Raw genomic sequence first — 21,471 nt, 5'->3', positions numbered from 1 at the left:
CAAATTATGAGATTATTAAATAAACGTACGATACGATTTGCAGCTGTTGCAGTAATAGCGACAGCTGGACTTTCCGCTTGCACCAATTTAGATGAGAATCTATATAGCAAATTAGAACAGGAAAGTTTCTATAAGAATAAATTGGAAGTAGAGCAGGCCGTATTAAGACCATTCACGCACATGCAGGCTTGGTTGGCCCCTACAGGAGGTTCTGGATTTTATTATCATTCCGAATTGGCAGCTGATCAAGTAGCTTGGCCACAAAAAGGTCGCCATGGTTATGATGGGGGAGACCACTTCCGTATGCACTACCATACCTGGACAGTAAATGAAAATAGACTGAAGAATGCGTGGGATTTGATGTGGACCGGTGTAGGTTTTATCAATAATGCCATTGGGGATATCGAGAAATTGGATTTTGCAAGCATCGGGATGACCCAAGAAGAGATTAATACCGCTGTTGCACAATTGAAAGTATTAAGAGCATACCACTACATGCGCATAATCGATATGTGGGGTAATGTTCCGATTGCAGTTGAGGTGGCTGATAAGCCATTGAACCCAGAGACCAAGACCAGAAAAGAGGTTTTTGATTTTATCAAGACCGAATTGGAGGCTGAGGTTCCGAAGTTGCCAGACCTGACTGCTGAATCAGTGGGTAAAGTAAACCGAGCAGCGGGTTATGCCATGCTTTCGGAGTTATATCTGAATGCACAGAAATGGTCGGGCACTGCCATGTGGGATCAAGCAATTGCTGCATCGGATAAAGTTATTTCAGGTGCTGGCGGCGGAATCGGTGGTACACCCAAGCTTTCTGCTGACATCAATGCTGCCTTCAGCAATACGAACTCGGCAAATCCAGAGGCGCTATTCCAATTCCAGTTCAGCCGTAAAGGTGGTTGGGCTTTTGATTGGGGCGGATTCTATTTCGGATATGATTATATGAAAGAGTCCTTAAACGTAGGTTACGGAGGTTGGAATGCATTCGTGGTTATTCCTACTGCGTTTGACGCTTACAATGCCAAAGACTTAAGAAAGAAAGATTGGTTCTTGTTCGGTCCTCAATATAAATATGGCACTAAAACCCCTGTTTTGGGAACAGAAGAGTATTCTGAACAACCTTTAGTATTCGTTAATTCCATTCGTCGCGAGAGTGAAGGAGATAAAACTTCACAGGGATCGATGTCAGAAGGAGAAGAAAACTCAGGAGCAAGGTTTAACAAGTATAAATCAGGTCGCTTATCGGATGATAACTACCAGGAGAATGATTACCTGATCTACCGTCTGAGCGAGGTTTACTTTAACAAGGCTGAAGCCATCATGCGCAAGAATGGTGGAACGGCAAACCAAGAGGCTGTGAAGTTAATCAATGAGTCTAAGAAGCGCTCATTCGCAGCAGCAGATTGGGCTGCCAACCAATATACTACAGCTACCTTGACCCTAGATGAACTATTGGCTGAACGTGGCCGTGAGTTTATCTTTGAAGGTAAGCGCAGAACCGATCTTATCCGCTTCGGAAAATACACAACCGGAGCATGGTGGGATCATAAAGCAACCAACGATGTCAACAAGGAATTGTTCCCAATTCCACAACAACATATGGCCATCAACCCTAACCTGAAACAAAACCCAGGTTACTAGGAGAGATATGAGATGTGAGATATGAGAGAGTGGAAAGGAAAAATCGTGGCTATTAATACCTTATAGGTATATTTCAAATATATCCCGGTTGATATCCCAATACTCATATCTCATTACTCATATCTAAAAAAAGACATTTCACGGTTGATATCTCAAATCTCACATCTCAATACTCATATCTATAAAAAAAACTCCCCTCAGTTCAATACTGAGGGGAGTTTTTTTTATAACAAAGAATATTAAATCTCTACGGTAGCATCTAGAATGAAATCTTCATTTTTTAAATGCACGATTTCAGTTGCTTTTTCGTAGTTAGTTGATTTTTTGGAGAAGAAGTCGTGTTGTGTTGTTTCTGTGTTCAGACCGTTCAACACGATTGGGTTTACTTGTTTTACTTCGAAGATTGGATCAAAGCCTAAGTTCATTAGGGCCTTGTTTCCGTTGTAACGCACGTATTCTTTCACCTCAGCGGTTAATCCTACTACAGTGTACAATTCTTCGGTGTATTTAATTTCGTTCTCATACAGCTCGTTTAACAAGTCTAAGAAGCGTTGTTTAACTTCTGCTTTGTTCTGTAATCTTGCGAATACTTCTTGTCCGATCAATCCTACGAAAACACCGTGGATAGATTCATCAGCAATAATCTTTTTGATGATATCGGCAGAAGCTACCATTTGTCCTTGACCACATAACCAAAGAGGAAGGAAGAATCCAGAATAGAACAAGAAAGATTCCAACAATACAGACGCACCAAGAGCCATAAACAATTCCTCATCCGATACATTTTCTTTATCGATTGCACGGTAGTATTTATCGATTGTTGAGGCTTTATATTGTAAGAATTTATTTTGAGATACCCATCCGAATACATCGTTGATTTCATTGGTTGTAGAAACCGTTGTAAAGATGGTAGAATATGATTTTGCGTGGATTGCTTCCATCATACACATGTATGAAAGAACTGCTTTGTTTTGCAATGAGTCGATATGATCGATAATTTTCGGCATACCGGTGTGGCTTTGCAAGGTGTCTAAAAGAGTTAGTCCGCCCAATGCTTTCTTATAACACTCTTTCATGTCCCAACTTAGGCCTTTCCAGCTGTCAATATCTTTGGAAGGGATATATTCTGTATCAATCCAGAATTGTCTGATATTCTGTTCCCAGAACATCAAGGCATAATCGTTGTCTGGTGTATTCCAGTTTACCGCTGTAAATTGTTTGCTCATTGCTATTCTTGTATCTTTTAGTTAAAGAAGCTGAACTGGTTTTATTTCAATTTCCAGTTCAGCTTCTTTGAATTTATAGGTCTTATTTCTTAAGGATTCTGTATTATGCTGAACATGAAATACATTCCTCGATAGTTGATTTACGCGTACGAGTGTAGTATAGAGATTTCAATCCTAACTTGTGCGCGTAGATATAATATTTCGCCAGGTCACGAGTGGAGTCTTTAGAATTGGTGTGAAGGATGGTCGATACACCTTGGTCAATATGACGTTGGATAACCGAGATCAGTTTCAACACTTTCATCTGATCCATATCATAAGCTGATTTGAAATAGAAGTAGTTGTCATTTGTCAAGTACGGCATTGGGTAGTACGTTGTACTATCTCCGTACTCTCTCACTTCGATAATGTCTACAATAGGCATTACAGATGCGGTTGCATTCATAATGTAAGAAGTAGATTGGTTCGGAGCGATAGCCAAACGGTAAGCGTGGTAAACACCATGCTCAGCAACTTGTGCTTTTAGGTTTTCCCAATCTTCTTTTGTAGGGATATGAATTCCTTCGAATAATTCCTTTACTTTTTCAGTTTTCGGACTGTATTCTTGAGAAAGATATTTATCGAAATAAGTTCCATCAGCGTAAGCTGATTTCTCAAATCCTACGAATGTTTGCTGACGTTCTTTTGCGATTTCCATGGAAGCTTCGATCGAGTAGTAGTTCATTGCCATAAAGAAAATGTTGGCAAAATCTAATGCTTCAGTCGATTCGTACATGATAAAGCTTTTCGCTAAATAACCATGTAAGTTCATTGCGCCCAATCCTACAGAGTGTAACTCGCGGTTTGCTTTTGCAATGGAAGGAACCATTTCAATATTGGTCACATCAGATACTACAGTTAAAGCACGCATAGCGGTTTTAACAGTTTCTTTGATGCGTTTGTTGTCCATTACAGTTGCAATATTCAAGGAACCTAGGTTACAAGAAATTCCGTAACGGATGGTATCTTCTTTACCGTAGATATTGATATCAGAAACTTCTGATACTTGCATGATCTCAGTACAAAGGTTAGAGAATTTCACTTTACCGATTCCATTTAATGCATGGGCACGGTTGGTGTTCTCCTTGAAGAAGATATAAGGGTATCCCGACTCTTTTTGTGTTTGAGCAATTTTCACCAATAGGTGACGGGCATTGATTTTTTTCTTTTTAACGTTTGGATTCGTGATTAACTCATCGTACATCGCATCCATATCGATTTCGTCAAGATACTGACCATACTCTTGCATTACTGTATGCGGGTAGATCAAGTAGCATGGCTCATCTTTCTCAGCAAGCTCCATGAATTTATCAGGAACGATAATACCGATTGAAAGTGATTTGATACGCACTTTCTCATCTACGTTGATTTTCTTACAATCCAAGAATTCTTCGATATCCGAGTGGAAGATGTTTAAATATACAGCACCAGCACCTGGGCGTTGACCCAATTGGTTTGCATAGGAGAAAGTATCCTCCATGATTTTCATGATTGGTAATACTCCTCCAGCACGTCCTTCTACACCTTTAATCGCTTCACCACGAGCACGGATTTTAGAGATATTGAATGATACCCCACCACCGATAGAAGAAAGCTTCATCGCTGAGTCAACCGCATAACCAATCCCGTTTAGGTTGTCACCAATTTCATCTAAGAAACATGATACCAATTCACCGGAACGTTTTTTTCCAGCGTTCAAGAAAGTCGGGGTAGCGGGCTGATATTCTTGATTGATCATGATTTCGGCATACTCGATAGCTTTTTGCACACCTTCTTCTCTAGCTAGGAATAAGGAAACAGCAACAACGCGGTCTTCATAGCGTTCCAAGAACTTCTCACCAGAGTCATCACGTAGTGCGTAACTTTGGAAGAATTTGAATGCAGCCATAAAAGATTGGAAACGGAATTTTTTGGCGAATACATAATTGTATACCTCCTCCATTTGCTCGAACGTAAACCATTGATAGAAATCGATGTAATAATTGTTTTCTATCAAATAGTCGATTTTTTCCTTTAATGTGTAAAAGAACACCGTGTTCTTATTTACATATTCCAGGAAATAGGCGCGTACAGCCTCCTTGTCTTTATGCAAGCTGAACTCGTCATCATGTTTGATCATGATTTCGTTGTTAAGCAATATCCAGTTTTTCGCTACCTCGTTTGCTATCATAGTACTGATTTTTTATGATGTCAATAAATTGATTAATATCTTCCATTGTGCCTGAAAGTTCGAATTTCATCGCCGTAGGGATGTCGAACAATTCAGATAATTTGTCTGCAGCAATTGCAAAGTTTCTTCCCCAGTTTCGGTTTCCGCTAGAAGTAACTGAGCTAATCAGATGATTTTTATCTTTCATAAAAGCATCTGTTTTCTCAGGAACTTTACCAAAATTAGTGGTATACGTAATTAAATGTCCAGCTTCTTTAATTTCCACACCTTCTTGGATGCGGATGGCTGTCCATCCGGTAATTTGAACCACTTTGTTAATAAAGCGCTCCACATTACCTGTTCGAGAATCATAGTATAAATAAATCATAATTCCTCCGGTTTATGATTACTATAATGCGATTTGATCTAATTCAACAGGATTAAACCCGATAATACGATTTTTGATTTCATCGTTCTCCAATACGATCACAGTAGGTACGGTACGAACTTTAAACTTAACTGCTAATTCAGGCTCGTCGAAAGGGTTAATGGTTTCATAGGCTATACCTTTACTGTCTAGGTATGCCGATACTTGTGCGCATGGCGCACAGTCATTTTTTTCGAATTTAATGATTCTTGCCATGATATATTAAGTTTAAAAGAATTTTAGCTATTTTAAGCTTTGGTCCTTTGATAAATAAAAAAACGTTGATACTTAAGAAGGTTATTTTCTTAAGTAGAACAAATATCCCTTATTTTTCCTCGGTTCGTTAACGATACTTTTCCACATTGATTTTTAAAATCAGGTTAAAACAGGCTTGGTAACATTCGCTTTTTAGTAAAGTGTTGTTTTACAGCGCTGTAGCTATGTTGATAACTTATGATGGATAATTTTTTCCTTTAAATCGTTCCTCTTTTTATTGTCAAATTAGCCCTCATTTTTTGTTAATATTAACCAAAATCGTTATATATTTTTAAAACTAAATTAATAAATAATATATTGTTAGTTTTGTGTAAATCTTAAGCTTGACTTTATTAACAATTGTTAAGAAGTAAGCCCCCGAACCAAGGGTGCCCAATACGAATTATTAAAAATGTTTATGAAATTATGATTATGAAATGTAGATTTTTAGTTCCATTTCTCTTGTTGTTTTCAAGTGTGTCTGCCCAAGAGAATGTGACCTTCCAAAAACCATCCGCCGAAATACTTCAATTGGCTGACTTCAAAAGACCTCCCAGTATTCAAATGAGTAGCGACAAAAAATGGGTGCTTTCCATGTATCGTCCTACTTATAAAACCTTATCTGAATTAGGCCTTGAAGAGACTAAATTGGCCGGATTAAGGATCAATGCTAAAGCTCATATCTCCAGTACGGAGACTTATTTCGATGCTTTAAGCCTTAGTCCAGCAGGGTCAAAAGAGGTAATCGAAATTGCGCTGCCTGAAAATCCACAGATTTCGAATGTCTCATTCTCACCCGATTCTAAGAAATTAGCTTTTACAAACACCCAAGAGACTGGAGTAGCCTTGTTTGTCTATGATCTTGAAAAAAGAGAATTGAAAAAGTTAACCGATTATAACTTGAATGCTGTCATGCATCAGCCATTTATGTGGTATAAGAACTCTGATCGTTTATTGCTGAGTGTCATTGAGGGTTCTGCGGAAGATAAAGTAAGAAACCCAGATGAATTACCAACTGGTCCGGTGGTTTCCAGTTCTTCTGGACAGGTCTCTCAATTGCGTACCTATCAGGATTTATTAAAAAACCCACAGGATGAACGTCAATTTGAGAATTTGGTGAATTCAAAACTTGTGTGGTTAAGTTTGGATGGAAGTCAAGATCCGTTTAGAAATGCTGATCTCCACATGTGGTCTTCGGTTTCTCCTGATGGTCAGTATGTTTTGGTTACGACCTTGAAGAAGCCATTTTCATATGTGGTTACCTATGGTAGCTTCCCAAGTGAAACCAATGTTTATGATTTGAAAGGAAATCTGATTAAACAGGTGAATGCTACTCCATTGATGGAAGTTATGCCTAAAGGATTCTCTTCGACTCGTCCGGGCAAACGTTCTTTATCATGGCGTACGGATAAACCAGCTACCTTGGCTTTTGTTCAGGCATTGGACGGGGGAGATGCGAACAAGCCTGCAGAATTCAGGGATGAATTATTTGTTTGGGATGCACCATTTAACGCCGAACCTAAATCTTTGATTAAGATCAAGGACCGTTATGCTGGAACGCTTTGGGGTAATGATCAATATGCATTAGTCTATAGCCAATGGTATGACACCAGAAATGGAAAAACCTACTTGTTGGATCCTAGTACGGGTAAAAACCAAGTGATTTATGATTTGAATGTACAGGATATTTATTCTGATCCAGGAACTCCTTACCGTGATAAAAATCAATATGGTGCTTACAGCATGTATATTAAAAATGGTAAGTCCTATTGGATCGGTGATGGATATACTAAAGAGGGAGAATTTCCATTTATTGATGAATATGATTTCAAGACACAGAAGAAAAAACGTATTTATACGGCTAAGGAATCGAATATGCAGGAACGAATTTCATCGGTTATCGACATAGATAAAGGTGATATATTGGTTTCCTTGCAGTCACCTACGGATTTCCCGAATTATTATTCCAAGAATATCAAATCTGGAAAGCAGAAGGCTGTTACTGAAATTGCTAATCCTTTTCAATCCTTGGATAAAGTTCATAAGGAGGTGTTGAATTATAAGCGTAAGGATGGTGTAGATCTTTCTGGAACTTTGTATTTGCCTGCTGGTTATGATATGAATAAGAAGGAGAAATTGCCGCTATTAATCTGGGCATATCCTAGAGAATATAAGGACAAGAACACCGCTGGTCAAAGCACCAATAATCCGAAGTTATTTACATTCCCAAGTTATGGGTCATTTATTTATTGGGTAGCAAAAGGATATGCAGTATTGGATAATGCGGCTTTCCCGATCGTAGGCGAGGGGACACAGGAACCAAATGACAACTTTATCGAGCAATTGGTTGGTAATGCTGAAGCAGCAATCAATGCGGTAGATGAACTAGGATATGTTGATAAAAATAAGGTTGCGGTTGGAGGCCACTCCTATGGTGCCTTTATGACGGCGCATCTTTTAAGTAATTCGAAGTTATTCGCTGCGGGGATCGCTCGTTCTGGCGCATACAATCGTACTTTAACACCATTTGGTTTCCAGAGTGAGCAAAGGAATTTATGGGATGATCCTAACTTATATATAACGATGTCTCCATTCTTCAGTGCTGATAAGATGAAAACGCCAATGTTATTGGTGCATGGTGCTGCTGATAATAACCCTGGAACATTTACTCTTCAAACAGAGCGTTATTTCCAGGCTTTAAAGAACCTTGGAGCGCCTGTGAGAATGGTATTATTGCCTCGTGAATCTCATGGCTATGCTGCAAAAGAGAATATCTTCCATTTGCTTTGGGAACAAGATCAGTTCTTGGAAAAGTATGTGAAGAACAAACAATAGGTTACTATTGATTTAAAAAGAAGGAGTCCTTTGTTGAAAAGGACTCCTTTTGTTTATTTATCTGCTTTGACATTCATCGACAAGGCATAATTACCCCAAGCCAGATGGATTTTTCCATCTTTATCGGCAGTGATTTTTAGACGTTCCAAATTATCGGCGTTCTCTTCATTGTCGACAACAATTCGCAATGCGTCGTCTTTTTGGTCATATTGGGTTCCCCATTGCTTCCAGGTTTTATTAAAGATAACTGTAGTTTGCTCCTCTCCGGGAATAGAATAAAGACTATATTTTCCGGCAGGAAGCTTTTGACCATTTACCTGAACATTTTTATCAAATTCAACAGTAGTTGCTTCATTAGCGCCGGTTCTCCATACTTCGCCGATTTTGGCAAGGTCTACACCTAATTTTCTGCCCTTAAGGGAAGGGCTGCTGTAGTTGATAGCAATATTTACTCCATCCGAAGTGGTGACTATTGCGCTATCGGGAGGACTTGCTTTTGGTTTTTTTTCTTGTGCTTGCGTTAATGAAAAACTGCAAAGCAAGGTGAAAATTAATAAGATAGTTGATGCTTTCATTGTGTGTGTGATTTTGGTTTATAATATTATAATAAACTGAAAATAAGCAATTTTGTTGTGAGTTGGGCTGAGAAAAAACGCTTGAAAAGTGTTAGAATTAAGAATTTAAGAAAACATTAGGATTTGTTTACACTTCTTAACAGTTAATCTTTATAATATTGAGAATACTTTGCAAGTTATGGAGTATGTTTTTAGTTAGTTTATTAAGTAAGATTAACAATCTTTTTTAGAACATCAGTTTGAATGGCGCAACGGGAAATATGCTTTCAAATTGATGTTCTAATCTTTTATGGAAATAGGATGGTAGGAATTCCAAACTTTTAACAGTCCAGTTGACTAAATATTTATTTCTTGTTTTGTAACAAATAAGTCAAAAAATTGATAATATCTGTAAAATAAAAAAGCAACGACCATAAGATATAATAGCCGTTGCATCTACTTTATTTTGGAGGGTTAGTTGCGTTTTTAGACCAAATACTCAAATAATGTCTGGTCTTTATTCACTTCGATAAAGTCAAATTTGTAAGACTTTAATCGTTCTATAAAGGTAATATAGTCATTTGGATCATTTAATTCAATACCAATTAACGCAGGACCTCTTTCTCTTTCTGTTTTTTTAATGTACTCAAAACGAGTGATATCATCCTTCGGACCTAATACCTCAGTTACCAATAACTTCAATGCCCCTGGTCTTTGTGGGAAACGAACGATAAAATAATGTTTGAAACCTTCATATAATAAGGAAAGTTCCTTGATTTCACTCATTCTATCGATATCATTGTTTCCTCCGGAAACAATACAAACGACCTTTTTACCTTTGATTTCCTCTTTATGGAAATCCAAAGCAGCAATGGATAGAGCACCAGCAGGTTCTGCAACTATCGCATCCTTGTTGTATAATTCTAGGATAGTTGTACAGATTTTACCTTCAGGAATGGATTTAACGCTATCCAGCAATTGCGAACTGATATCAAATGTAATTGCACCAATCTTTTTTACCGCAGCACCATCTACAAACTTATTGATATGCTCTAGTTCGATAGGTCCTCCGTTTTCTAATGCAGCTTGCATCGAAGGAGCTCCTTCAGGTTCTACCCCATAGCATTTTACATTTGGAGCATACTTACGCATATGATAGCTTACTCCGGAGGATAATCCTCCGCCTCCTATTGGAATGAAAACAGCATCCACATCTGGAAGGTCTTCTAAAATCTCTACTGCAACAGTCCCTTGGCCTTCAATAACCTTCAAGTCATCAAAAGGAGGGATAAAGGTCATGTTATGTTCCTTGGTAAACTCTAATGCTGCTCTTTGACAGTCATCAAAAGTATCACCAGTAAGAACAATCTGAATATTTCCATTTCCCCACATCTCAGTTTGTGTGATTTTCTGTCTTGGGGTAGGACCAGGCATAAAGATTACGCCTTTAATATCTAATTTTTTGCAAGATAGAGCCACGCCTTGCGCGTGATTCCCAGCACTAGCACATACAACACCTCTTTCTCTTTCTTCTTGTGAAAGACTGCAGATTTTGTTGAATGCACCACGAAGTTTATAAGATCTTACAACTTGTAAGTCCTCTCTTTTTAGATAGACTTCTGCTCCGTATTTTTCAGAAAGGTGAAGGTTGTACTGTAATGGAGTACGGGTAACCACATCCTTGATCTGCTCTTTAGCCGCTATCGAGTCTATGGTCAATGTTGATAAATCCAAGCTCATTCTATTCCGTTCGTTTGTTTAGGTGGTTAAAAAGGCTGGTTAACCAGCCTTTTTATTAATTTTCTTTTACTAATATCAACAAATCATCATCGCAGATTTCCTTTTTAGCATCCGCTAATACTAGGAATCTTTGATAGCAATCCGCTAATTTATCTTTGTCTAGATTATATCCTAGACGTTCTAAGTGATGTTTTAAAGCATGTCTTCCTGAGCGAGCTGTCAAAATGATATCCGCTTCCGCTAAGCCTACGTCCTCAGGACGGATGATCTCGTAGTTCTCACGATGTTTTAAGAATCCATCCTGATGGATACCTGAGCTGTGTGCAAAGGCATTACGACCAACGATAGCCTTATTCGGTTGAACAGGCATATTCATCATCTCGCTTACTTTTCTAGATAGATAAGTAAACATGGTGCTGTCAATGTTTGAAGATAATCCTCCGAATGCTTGCTTGTGAACTTTCAAGATCATGGCAACTTCCTCTAAAGAGGTATTCCCAGCACGTTCACCAATACCATTGATGGTACATTCTACCTGACGAGCTCCATTTTGAATCGCTGCAATAGAATTCGCAGTAGCCAAGCCTAGGTCATTATGACAGTGGGCAGAGATGATTGCTTGATCAATATTCTTAACATTCTCTTTAAGATATTTAATCTTTGAACCGTATTGATCTGGTAAGCAATAGCCATTTGTATCAGGAATATTGACTACAGTAGCACCTGCAGCAATTACACCTTCAATCATTTTCGCTAAGAATTCTAAATCCGCTCGGCCAGCATCTTCAGCGTAAAACTCTACATCTTCAACATAAGATTTAGCATGTTTTACAGCAGCAACAGCACGTTCTAGGATTTCTTCACGAGTACTATTGAATTTATATTTAATGTGCATGTCTGAAGAACCGATTCCAGTATGGATACGCGGTCTTTTCGCATATTGTAATGCTTCAGCGGCCACATCGATATCGTTCATGTTAGCACGGGTAAGCGCACAGATGATCACATCATTAACAGCCTTAGATAGTTCGACTACCGATTGGAAATCTCCAGGGCTAGAAACAGGGAATCCTGCCTCAATAATATCAACCCCTAAGCGTTCCAAATCTTTGGCAATTTCGATTTTCTCAGGAGTTGTCAATTGGCAACCCGGTACTTGCTCACCGTCACGTAATGTCGTATCGAAAATGTATAAGTGATTAGGATCGTGTAACATATTGTTTCAATTTATGTTTATACCTTGATTAATTCTATTTTAAAAATTCTAAAACTTTAGCACCCATTTCTTTGGTGCCTAAGATCTTGTCAGATGGAGTATTCGCATTCGCGATATCGCCAGTTCTCCAGCCTGCCTTTAAGGTCTCCGCAACAGCATTGGTTACCTCTTTTGCTTCTTCTTGTAAGCCGAACGCAATGTCCAACATCAATGCTGCAGAAAGAATAGACGCCAATGGGTTTGCTTTATTTTGTCCAGCAATGTCATGTGCAGATCCGTGAATTGGTTCAAAGAAGCCAGTACCATCACCTACAGATGCAGAAGCTAACATTCCCATTGATCCAGCAATTTGAGAGGCCTCATCCGTTAGAATGTCACCAAATAAGTTTGCTGTCAATACAACATCAAATTTCTTCGGATTCTTTACCAATTGCATTGCTGCATTGTCGATAAACATATGTTCTGTTTCAACATCTGGATATTCCTTGGCAATTTCCTGAACGACCTCTCTCCAAAGTCTTGAGGTTTCCAAAACATTGGCTTTATCCACCGAACATAACTTCTTACTTCTCGTTCTAGCCGCATCAAATGCTTTGCGAGCAATTCTATCAACTTCATAACGATTGTAATTCATCAAGTCTGAAGCGAAAGTATTATCCTCATTACGTTTCTTCTCACCAAAATAAACATCACCAGTCAACTCGCGGAAGAATAGAATATCCGTTCCACGCAATACTTCTGGTTTTAAGCTAGAAGCATCCAATAACTCATCGAATAATAGGATAGGACGAAGGTTTGCATATAAACCTAATTCCTTACGGATCTTCAATAAGCCTTGTTCAGGACGTACCTTTGCCGAAGGATCATTGTCATACTTGGCATGACCAATCGCACCAAATAGAATCGCATCAGAAGCCTTAGCTTTTTCTAATGTTTCATCCGGAAGTGGATTTCCAGTTGCTTCGATAGCAGTATGGCCCATGATTGCCTCGTCGAAAATAAATTCGTGATTATATTTCTCAGCAATTGTATTTAGAACTTCTTTTCCCCAGCTGGTAACTTCTTGTCCGATACCATCACCGGGAATAATAAGAATGTTTTTCTTCATGTGTTATAAAACGTTTTCTATTATGTTTTCTAAGGCAATTACTTCGCCTTTTTCTAATATTATTCTTTTTTCGATGCAGCTTGGAAGCTGACTTTCATAATGACCGACATAGATTAATGTTTTGCCGTGCTGGCAAAGTTCATCAACTACATCATTGAAATATTTAGCTTGTTGAGCATCTAATCCTTGACAAGGTTCATCCAGCACCAATAATGGTGGATTCTTGATAATACTCCTTGCAAGCATTGCCAAGCGTTGTTTCCCTAATGGCAAAGTATGTAGCAATTGGTCCTTATGTTCTGTGAGATCAAAAAATGCCATCAGCTCCTCAATCTGTTTCTTCTCCTGAAATTTTACGTCAATAAACCAACCTATACTGTCGTAAAATCCGGAAGCCAAGGTATGCCAAACTGTTGCATTCTGATCAAAGTACCAATGCATCTCAGGTGATATCATTCCAATTTTTTGTTTGATATCCCAGATGCTTTCCCCTGAGCCACGTTTGTTTCCGAACAACTCAATGTCCAAGCCATAAGATTGCGGGTGGTCACCATTTATTAAACTCAATAATGTTGATTTCCCCGACCCATTAGGCCCTTGCAACAACCATTTTTCCCCTACATCTACGCGCCATGATACTTTATTTAACACCACCTTGTCACCATATCTGATAATGATATCTTTTAGGTTCGCAACGGTGTCATAATTCGTTACAGGCACTTTATGCAAAAAGGAAGGTAATTCCTTTTTTATTCTTTTTTCATCTTGAATGATTTCATCAAAGGAACCTAAGGTTTCAATTTGACCATCTACTATATGAGCGTATCTATTGATAGACTTTGGTAGTTGTTTATCATTCGAAATGATGATCAACTGCACTCCCTCTTCAACAAGCTCATCCAACCAGATGTTCAATTCCACTCTTGACTGCTTATCCAAACCCGTATAAGGTTCATCAATAATCAAAAGCTGCGGTTTCAACCAAAGGAATTTCAATAATTGAAGCTTCTTATGCTCACCACTTGACAATTCAATCAATTGCGAATCCATGTTATGTGCAAAGCCCATGGCTACAATCTTGTCTTGAATATCTTCAAGGTTTAATGCTTCTTTATTTGCGAAATGAAGTAATTCAGCCTTAACAGTAAGCGTATCATTTCCTTGATGACGATTATAGCGTTGTTGGTAATAAAAGTTTCTATCGCCTTCCAAATTGGTAAACTGGTACCAGTTGGATACGTAGATTACTTTTTCCAACAGGGGCGAGTTTCCATCAAATATTACCTTAATGTCGCCAGAACCACTGATTAAACCAGCAATTGCTTTTGCCAAGGTCGTTTTTCCAGAACCACTTTTCCCTGCTAACACATAATTCTCAGATGCGGATATAGTCCAAGACAAATCGTTCAACACGGTGGTTAGACCGTATGAAACTGATAGATTTGATATTAGGACCTGAGTTGCCATTATCTGTTAAGTTCGAAAGCTTCGATATCACTTTTTTGACTCAAGATATAATCGATATCATCATAGCCATTGATTAAGCATGATTTTTTATAAGGATTAATCTCAAATGAATAAGTCTCATCCGTACCTTCAATCGTAATGGTTTGTGCTTCTAAATCCACTTGTAATTCAGTATCTGGATTAGCAAATACCTTATCAAAGATTTTTTCCAAAAAGCTTTCCGGTACAGTGATTGGCAATACTCCATTATTTAATGCATTGCCTTTGAAGATATCTGCGAAGAATGAACTCACTACTACATCAAATCCATAATCCTGAATAGCCCAAGCAGCGTGTTCACGTGATGAACCACAACCGAAGTTCTTACCAGCAACTAAGATTTTCCCTTTATAAGTAGGGTTATTCATAACGAAGTCCGCTTTCGGATGGTCTTCACTATCGAAGCGCCAATCACGGAATAAGTTGTTTCCAAATCCTTCACGGGTTGTTGCCTTTAGGAAACGCGCCGGGATAATCTGGTCGGTATCAATATTTTCAATCGGTAGAGGAACTACACGAGAGGATAATTTTTCAAATTTTTTCATGATTCTAATTCTTTACACTAATTCTCTAACGTCTACAATTTTACCAGTTACAGCGGCTGCTGCTGCGGTAAGCGGGCTTACCAGCATTGTGCGTGCATTTGGTCCTTGTCTTCCCTCAAAGTTTCTGTTCGAAGTAGAAACACAATATTTACCAGCAGGGATTTTATCTTCATTCATACCTAAACATGCCGAGCAGCCAGGTTCACGAAGCATAAATCCAGCTTCTTCAAAAATCTTGTCTATTCCTTCTTGTTTCGCTTGTGCTTCCACCTGTTTTGATCCTGGAACAATCCATACCTCTACATTATCAGCTTTATGCTTACCTTGTACAAAGGCAGCAACCTGACGTAGGTCTTCAATACGTGAGTTCGTACAGCTTCCGATAAATACATAATCCACCGGTTTGCCGATTATTGACTCCCCATCCTCAAAGCCCATATATCCTAAAGCTTTTTGATAAGATGGACGTTCATTCTCAGGCTGAGAACTAGTCGTAGGAATAGATTCTGTAATGCCGATACCCATTCCTGGATTCGTACCATAGGTAATCATCGGTTGGATATCCGCAGCATCAAATGTTAATACCTCATCAAATTGAGCATCTTCATCTGAATATAATGTTTGCCAATAAGCTAAAGCTTTATCCCATTCTTCACCTTTCGGAGCAAACTCTCTGCCTTTGATATAATCAAATGTAGTTTGGTCAGGAGCGATTAAACCACCACGAGCACCCATTTCAATACTCATATTACAGATGGTCATACGACCTTCCATACTTAAAGAACGAATTGCAGATCCTGCGTATTCAACGAAATAACCAGTCCCACCTGCAGCAGAAATCTTAGAGATAATGTATAGGATAATATCTTTCGCTCCCACACCTTTCCCTAATTCACCATTCACTTCAATTTTCATGGTTTTAGGTTTTTGCTGCAATAAACATTGAGTAGCAAATACCTGTTCTACCTGAGAAGTACCAATACCGAACGCAATGGCACCAAATGCACCATGAGTGGAGGTATGGCTATCACCACATACCATTGTTTTTCCTGGCAAAGTGATTCCTAATTCAGGACCTATCACATGCACGATCCCTTGGTAAGGATGTCCTAGACCATAAAGTTCAATACCGAATTCCTTACAGTTTTTGGTCAGCATGTCTACTTGGTAGCGAGAAAGTTCTTCTTTGATTGGCAAATGCTGATTTAATGTTGGGACATTATGATCGGCAGTTGCTACAGTTTGATTTGGACGGAATACAGGCAATCCTCTTTTGCGCAATCCATCAAAGGCCTGTGGAGAGGTCACTTCATGAATTAAGTGGGTGTCGATATATATAATATCAGGGAACCCTTCTTGACGCTTGACGACGTGTGCATCCCAAATTTTTTCTACTAATGTTTTTCCCATTTTTCTCTTTATCTCTTGTTGGTTTGAAATTTTAAAGGGGGTAAAATCAAAATTTGACAATTTTACCCCGAATAAAGCTATCTAATTTACGAAAAATTAAACAGTTTGAATAGCTTTCATTGCAGTCATCGCTTTACGTAATCTCTTACCCACGATTTCTACTTCATGATTTCTTAAAATTTCATTTACCTGTACTAATTTGATGTTATCTACTGACCCATCTTTTCCTTCATTGAAGTTCTTTCCAACAACATCTGTGTCGATTTTCTTCATGAAATCTTGTAATAATGGCTTACATGCCTGATCAAATAAATAACAACCATATTCAGCTGTATCAGAAATTACACGATTCATTTCAAATAATTTCTTACGAGCAATAGTATTTGCAATTAATGGAGTTTCGTGCAATGATTCATAGTAAGCAGACTCTGGTTTAATACCAGCTTCAACCATGGTTTCAAAAGCTAGTTCAACACCTGCTCTAACGAAAGCAACCATTAATAAATAGTTGTCAAAATATTCTTGTTCTGAGATTTTTACATCACCAGCTGGAGTTTTCTCAAATGCTGTTTCACCTGTCTCTGCTCTCCATTTCAAAAGGTTTGCATCGCCATTTGCCCAGTCTTCCATCATCGTCTTGCTAAATTCACCTGACATGATATCGTCTTGGTGTTTTTGGAATAATGGACGCATGATATCTTTCAATTCTTCTGACAATTCAAAAGCTTTGATTTTTGCAGGATTGCTCAAACGATCCATCATACCGCTTACACCACCATGTTTCAACGCTTCTGTAATTACTTCAACACCATATTGAACCAATTTAGAAGCATAACCTGCATCAATTCCTTTTTCTACCATTTTATCAAATGAAAGAATCGATCCTGTTTGCAACAAACCACAAAGGATAGTTTGCTCACCCATTAAGTCAGATTTAACCTCTGCTACGAATGATGATTTCAATACCCCAGCACGGTCACCACCTGTTCCAGCACAGTATGCTTTTGCTTCTGCCCATCCTTTACCTTGAGGGTCATTCTCTGGGTGAACCGCGATTAAGGTCGGAACACCAAATCCTCTTAGGTATTCTGCACGAACCTCAGAACCTGGACATTTTGGAGCTACCATGATAACGGTAATATCCGGACGGATTTGCATACCTTCTTCCACAATGTTGAATCCATGTGAATAGGATAGGGTAGCACCTTCTTTCATCAATGGCATAACGGCATTGATTACTGAAGTATGTTGTTTATCTGGTGTCAAGTTGATAACAAGATCTGCCGAAGGAATTAACTCTTCGTAAGTTCCAACTTTGAAATTGTTGTCAGTTGCATTTTTCCAAGAATCTCTTTTTTGTTCAATAGCTTCTTTACGTAATGCATAAGATACGTCCAATCCGCTATCTCTCAAGTTTAAACCTTGGTTCAAGCCCTGCGCTCCACAACCTACGACTACGATTTTTTTACCTTTTAGAGCTTCAACGCCTTCATTGAATTCCGATGAATCCATGAATTCTGCAACGCCTAATTGATCTAATTGCTCTCTAAGAGGTAATGTGTTGAAATAATTTGCCATTGTAATACTGATTAAATATTTTTTTCGATTAAGGTTTCTTACTATTTGTTGTTGATTATTCTTTTTTGTGCTGTGGCATAGCCGTAGTGCAGGTTATCATGACCTACTGAGGTAATCAATACGTCCTCGATGCTGTTCAGGCTTGCTCCGTAGGTAGCCGTTTCATACGGAGTTGTGATTTTAAAGACACCCGCATTGTAATCTGCTTCAATTGCTTGAATCGAACGCAAAGCGATTTCCTTTAAATCATCAACTTCCTCTTGGCTAACATAATATGTTGGCTTTGTGCCTTTCGCATAGGCATCAACATATTTTACCCAACTTACTCCTTCGCGGATTCCTGTACGGGTATAGCTCAATGTTTGAGTACTCACTACGATATGACCAAAATTCCAAATGATGTTATTATTGAATCCTTCTGGAATTTCGTTCAATTGGTCCAGCGACAATTCATCAATTAATCTGATAAAGGCTTTACGACCGTCGATAATGAATTTGAAGACTTTCTCCATTTGTATTATCCTTCTTTTATAGGCTCATTGAAAGAAATTCTATTGCCAAAGGGGTCAATTACTTGAACGCAATAGCAATTATAGAATGTTTCCTCAAAGCCGGGTTTATTGTATTTATAATTCTTTTGAATCAATTCCTCATGATAGCCTTTTAACTCTTTGCAATACACAAAAGCTTGGCTACCTGGAGTGGCATCGCCATGGTGTTCACTCAAGTGGAGGGTCAATCCCTTCCCAGATACTTGCATGTAGATCGGTGCATGATCATCAAATCGATGTTCCCAATCAATTTGTAAACCAAGCCAATCGATGTAAAACTCGACTGCCTTGTTATAATCAAATATTCTGAAAATCGGGATAACCTGTTCTACTTGCATGCATTTGAATTACATGGTGAAAACATCGTCGCGTTGATCCAAATACTCGTTCTCTACGATATCTGGAGCAGGCTCATTGATCTCAAATTGTTTCAGTTTCGTATGGAAACCAGCACTGTCTTTAATGATAGCAATGCGGGCACCACGCACAAACTCGATTAAGCTGTACTTGCTCAACTCTTCAGTCAGTCTGTCGATTTCTTCACGATGACCAGCTGTTTCAAAAACAATATAATCATTCCGGATCACAACCACATTTGCTCCGTATTGACGCAATAGGCGCTCAACCAATACTTTCTCTGCGATAGCCTCTGCTGGCACCTTGTACAAGGCTTGTTCTTGCCAGATCAACTCTTCATTTGTGTTGAAATATGCTTTTAAAACTTCTACTTGTTTTTCTACCTGACGGCATAATTTGCGCACTACTTCTTCTGATTCTGTAATCAAAATCGTGAAGCGGTGAATTCCATCTACCTCAGAAGGAGAGGTGTTTAAACTTTCGATGTTGATTTTACGTCTTGAAAATATCCCAGATATACGGCCTATCATCCCGATAGAATTCTCTGTATAGATGGTTATGGTATATTCTTGTTTTTCCATGATTACTTCAATCTAATTTCTGACACACTAGTTCCTTGCGCTACCATTGGGAATACATTGTTCTCTTTACCTACCATTACTTCCAATAGGTATGAGCCATCATGATCCAACATGGTCTGAAGAGCATTTTTCAAATCCTTACGCTCTGAGATTTTATTTCCATCGATATAATATCCTTTCGCCACCGCCACGAAGTCAGGGCTGGTGATATTTACGAAGGAATATCTTCTGTCGTGGAATAATTGTTGCCATTGGCGAACCATTCCCAAGAACTCATTGTTCAGGATCAAGATTTTTACTTTCGCGCCGAACTGCATGATGGTTCCCAACTCCTGGATGGTCATCTGAATTCCGCCATCTCCAATAATGGCTACGACATCACGGTGTGGAGCACCATACCAAGCACCAATTGCTGCTGGTAAACCAAATCCCATCGTTCCTAATCCACCTGATGTTACACTTGATTTGGAACTGTTGAACTTCGCATAGCGACAAGTTACCATCTGATGTTGACCAACATCCGTTACGATTACTGCATCGCCTCCTGTAAGCTCATTTAATACCTTGATCACCTCACCCATGGTCATGATATCAGTTGTAGGGTTCAGCTCATCTTGAATTACTTCTTTGATTTCCTCTTTTTCCAATTCTCTGAATTGTCCCAACCATTCAGCATGGTCTCCTTTTTCGATCAATTCAGTAAGCATTGGAAGAGTTTCCTTACAGTCTCCCCAAACAGGGAAATGTGCTTTGACATTCTTGTCGATTTCCGCAGGGTCAATGTCCAGGTGAACAACCTGAGCTTGTTTCGCATATTTGTCCAAACGTCCAGTCACGCGGTCATCGAAACGCATTCCGATTGCGATCAAGACATCACATTCATTGGTCATCACGTTTGGTGCATAGTTACCATGCATTCCTAGCATCCCTACATGTAGCGGATGGTTGGTTTCCAAAGCGCTTAATCCCATAACAGTGGATGCAGATGGAATTCCCGCTTTCTCAATAAAAGTTTTGAATTCCTCTTCAGCCTTACCTAAAATAACACCTTGACCAAATAAGATAAATGGCTTCTTAGCCCCATTGATTGCTTTGGCAGCAGCTTCGATATATTCCTTACGGATGATCGGAGCAGGACGATAACTACGAACATGCTTACAAGATTCATATCCATGGTAATCGAATAATTGAAGCTGGGCATTTTTGGTAATATCAATTAATACTGGCCCCGGTCTTCCGGTGCTAGCGATATAAAAAGCTTTAGCTAATACACTTGGAATTTCATTGGCATCAGTTACCTGGTAGTTCCATTTGGTTACTGGGGTTGTGATGTTAATGACATCGGTTTCTTGAAAAGCGTCGGTTCCCAGAAGTGAAGCAAAGACCTGTCCGGTAATACAGACAATAGGGTTACTATCAATCATCGCGTCAGCCAAACCTGTGACTAGGTTTGTAGCACCCGGACCGCTTGTTGCAAAAGCCACACCCACACGTCCTGATGTACGTGCGTATCCTTGTGCAGCATGAATTCCACCCTGTTCGTGACGTACTAAAATATGCTTCAACTGATCAGTGTAATCATACAATGCATCATAAATCGGCATAATAGCACCCCCTGGATACCCGAATACGGTATCCACTCCCTCGTGGATTAAGGCCTCCATCACAGCCTGCGAACCGCTAATCTGCGTTCCAGCTGCCTTAGTCGTGGTTTCCTTTGTTTCCGTTTTTTCAAGTGTACTCATTATTAATA

18 protein-coding genes are annotated in these 21,471 nt (G+C 39.0%); 2 read left to right on the top strand and 16 right to left on the bottom strand.

Annotated elements, in window-relative coordinates; all coding sequences use genetic code 11:
- The first annotated feature begins 6 nt into the window (after nt 1-6).
- Complete coding sequence (locus PZ892_RS14360) at nt 7-1,641, top strand: RagB/SusD family nutrient uptake outer membrane protein (protein WP_094257951.1); 1,635 nt, start codon at nt 7-9, stop codon at nt 1,639-1,641.
- 239 nt (nt 1,642-1,880) lie between these two features.
- On the opposite strand, the gene nrdF is transcribed toward PZ892_RS14360, so the two are convergent.
- The 4 genes from nrdF to PZ892_RS14340 form a co-directional block, all read right to left on the bottom strand.
- On the bottom strand, nt 1,881-2,867 hold the full coding sequence (gene nrdF, locus PZ892_RS14355; RefSeq protein WP_094257820.1) for a class 1b ribonucleoside-diphosphate reductase subunit beta: 987 nt from the start codon (nt 2,865-2,867) through the stop codon (nt 1,881-1,883).
- Between the two features lie 103 nt (nt 2,868-2,970).
- On the bottom strand, nt 2,971-5,076 hold the full coding sequence (gene nrdE, locus PZ892_RS14350) for a class 1b ribonucleoside-diphosphate reductase subunit alpha (protein ID WP_094257819.1): 2,106 nt from the start codon (nt 5,074-5,076) through the stop codon (nt 2,971-2,973).
- Nucleotides 5,036-5,443: a class Ib ribonucleoside-diphosphate reductase assembly flavoprotein NrdI gene (gene nrdI, locus PZ892_RS14345; protein WP_179221476.1), complete on the bottom strand. Its 408-nt coding sequence runs from the start codon at nt 5,441-5,443 to the stop codon at nt 5,036-5,038. The genes nrdE and nrdI overlap by 41 nt, the downstream gene beginning before the upstream one ends.
- Nucleotides 5,444-5,464: 21 nt before the next feature.
- Nucleotides 5,465-5,698 carry a glutaredoxin domain-containing protein gene (locus PZ892_RS14340; RefSeq protein ID WP_094257818.1) on the bottom strand — a complete coding sequence of 78 codons (234 nt, stop codon included), beginning with the start codon at nt 5,696-5,698 and terminating at the stop codon, nt 5,465-5,467.
- Between the two features lie 471 nt (nt 5,699-6,169).
- Between PZ892_RS14340 and PZ892_RS14335 the strand changes: the two genes are divergently transcribed.
- Nucleotides 6,170-8,572: a prolyl oligopeptidase family serine peptidase gene (locus PZ892_RS14335; RefSeq protein WP_277711449.1), complete on the top strand. Its 2,403-nt coding sequence runs from the start codon at nt 6,170-6,172 to the stop codon at nt 8,570-8,572.
- A 53-nt stretch (nt 8,573-8,625) separates the two neighbouring features.
- On the opposite strand, the gene PZ892_RS14330 is transcribed toward PZ892_RS14335, so the two are convergent.
- The 12 genes from PZ892_RS14330 to ilvB all read right to left on the bottom strand — a co-directional run bounded on the left by PZ892_RS14330 (nt 8,626) and on the right by ilvB (nt 21,463).
- The gene (locus tag PZ892_RS14330) at nt 8,626-9,147 is read right to left on the bottom strand and encodes a DUF2911 domain-containing protein (RefSeq protein WP_094257817.1); all 522 of its coding nucleotides are present in this window, start codon (nt 9,145-9,147) and stop codon (nt 8,626-8,628) included.
- Between the two features lie 465 nt (nt 9,148-9,612).
- Complete coding sequence (ilvA, locus tag PZ892_RS14325; protein WP_094257816.1) at nt 9,613-10,866, bottom strand: threonine ammonia-lyase IlvA; 1,254 nt, start codon at nt 10,864-10,866, stop codon at nt 9,613-9,615.
- 55 nt (nt 10,867-10,921) lie between these two features.
- Nucleotides 10,922-12,082: a 2-isopropylmalate synthase gene (locus tag PZ892_RS14320; protein WP_094257815.1), complete on the bottom strand. Its 1,161-nt coding sequence runs from the start codon at nt 12,080-12,082 to the stop codon at nt 10,922-10,924.
- Between the two features lie 34 nt (nt 12,083-12,116).
- Nucleotides 12,117-13,190 (bottom strand): 3-isopropylmalate dehydrogenase, encoded by a 1,074-nt coding sequence (gene leuB, locus PZ892_RS14315; RefSeq protein WP_094257814.1) that lies wholly within the window; start codon nt 13,188-13,190, stop codon nt 12,117-12,119.
- A gap of 3 nt (nt 13,191-13,193) precedes the next feature.
- Nucleotides 13,194-14,657 (bottom strand): ATP-binding cassette domain-containing protein, encoded by a 1,464-nt coding sequence (locus PZ892_RS14310; RefSeq protein WP_179221477.1) that lies wholly within the window; start codon nt 14,655-14,657, stop codon nt 13,194-13,196.
- Entirely contained in the window at nt 14,657-15,241 is a 585-nt protein-coding gene (gene leuD, locus PZ892_RS14305; RefSeq protein WP_094257812.1) for a 3-isopropylmalate dehydratase small subunit, read from the bottom strand. Before leuD ends, PZ892_RS14310 begins: the two co-directional genes overlap by 1 nt.
- 12 nt (nt 15,242-15,253) lie before the next feature.
- Nucleotides 15,254-16,651 (bottom strand): 3-isopropylmalate dehydratase large subunit, encoded by a 1,398-nt coding sequence (gene leuC / locus PZ892_RS14300; RefSeq protein WP_094257811.1) that lies wholly within the window; start codon nt 16,649-16,651, stop codon nt 15,254-15,256.
- 96 nt (nt 16,652-16,747) lie between these two features.
- Entirely contained in the window at nt 16,748-18,229 is a 1,482-nt protein-coding gene (ilvC, locus tag PZ892_RS14295) for a ketol-acid reductoisomerase (protein ID WP_094257810.1), read from the bottom strand.
- A 41-nt stretch (nt 18,230-18,270) separates the two neighbouring features.
- Nucleotides 18,271-18,741 (bottom strand): DinB family protein, encoded by a 471-nt coding sequence (locus tag PZ892_RS14290; RefSeq protein ID WP_094257809.1) that lies wholly within the window; start codon nt 18,739-18,741, stop codon nt 18,271-18,273.
- Nucleotides 18,742-18,746: 5 nt separating this feature from the next.
- Nucleotides 18,747-19,118, bottom strand: a complete 372-nt coding sequence (locus PZ892_RS14285; RefSeq protein ID WP_094257808.1) for a glyoxalase superfamily protein — start codon at nt 19,116-19,118, stop codon at nt 18,747-18,749.
- A gap of 9 nt (nt 19,119-19,127) precedes the next feature.
- Nucleotides 19,128-19,718 carry an acetolactate synthase small subunit gene (gene ilvN / locus PZ892_RS14280; RefSeq protein ID WP_277711448.1) on the bottom strand — a complete coding sequence of 197 codons (591 nt, stop codon included), beginning with the start codon at nt 19,716-19,718 and terminating at the stop codon, nt 19,128-19,130.
- A gap of 2 nt (nt 19,719-19,720) precedes the next feature.
- A complete protein-coding gene (gene ilvB, locus PZ892_RS14275; RefSeq protein ID WP_182499412.1) occupies nt 19,721-21,463 on the bottom strand; it encodes a biosynthetic-type acetolactate synthase large subunit in 1,743 nt (580 codons plus the stop codon).
- Nucleotides 21,464-21,471 lie beyond the last annotated feature (8 nt).

Source organism: Sphingobacterium sp. WM, assembly GCF_029542465.1.
Taxonomy (GTDB): domain Bacteria; phylum Bacteroidota; class Bacteroidia; order Sphingobacteriales; family Sphingobacteriaceae; genus Sphingobacterium; species Sphingobacterium cellulitidis.
This window is presented reverse-complemented; position numbering and strand designations above follow the sequence as displayed.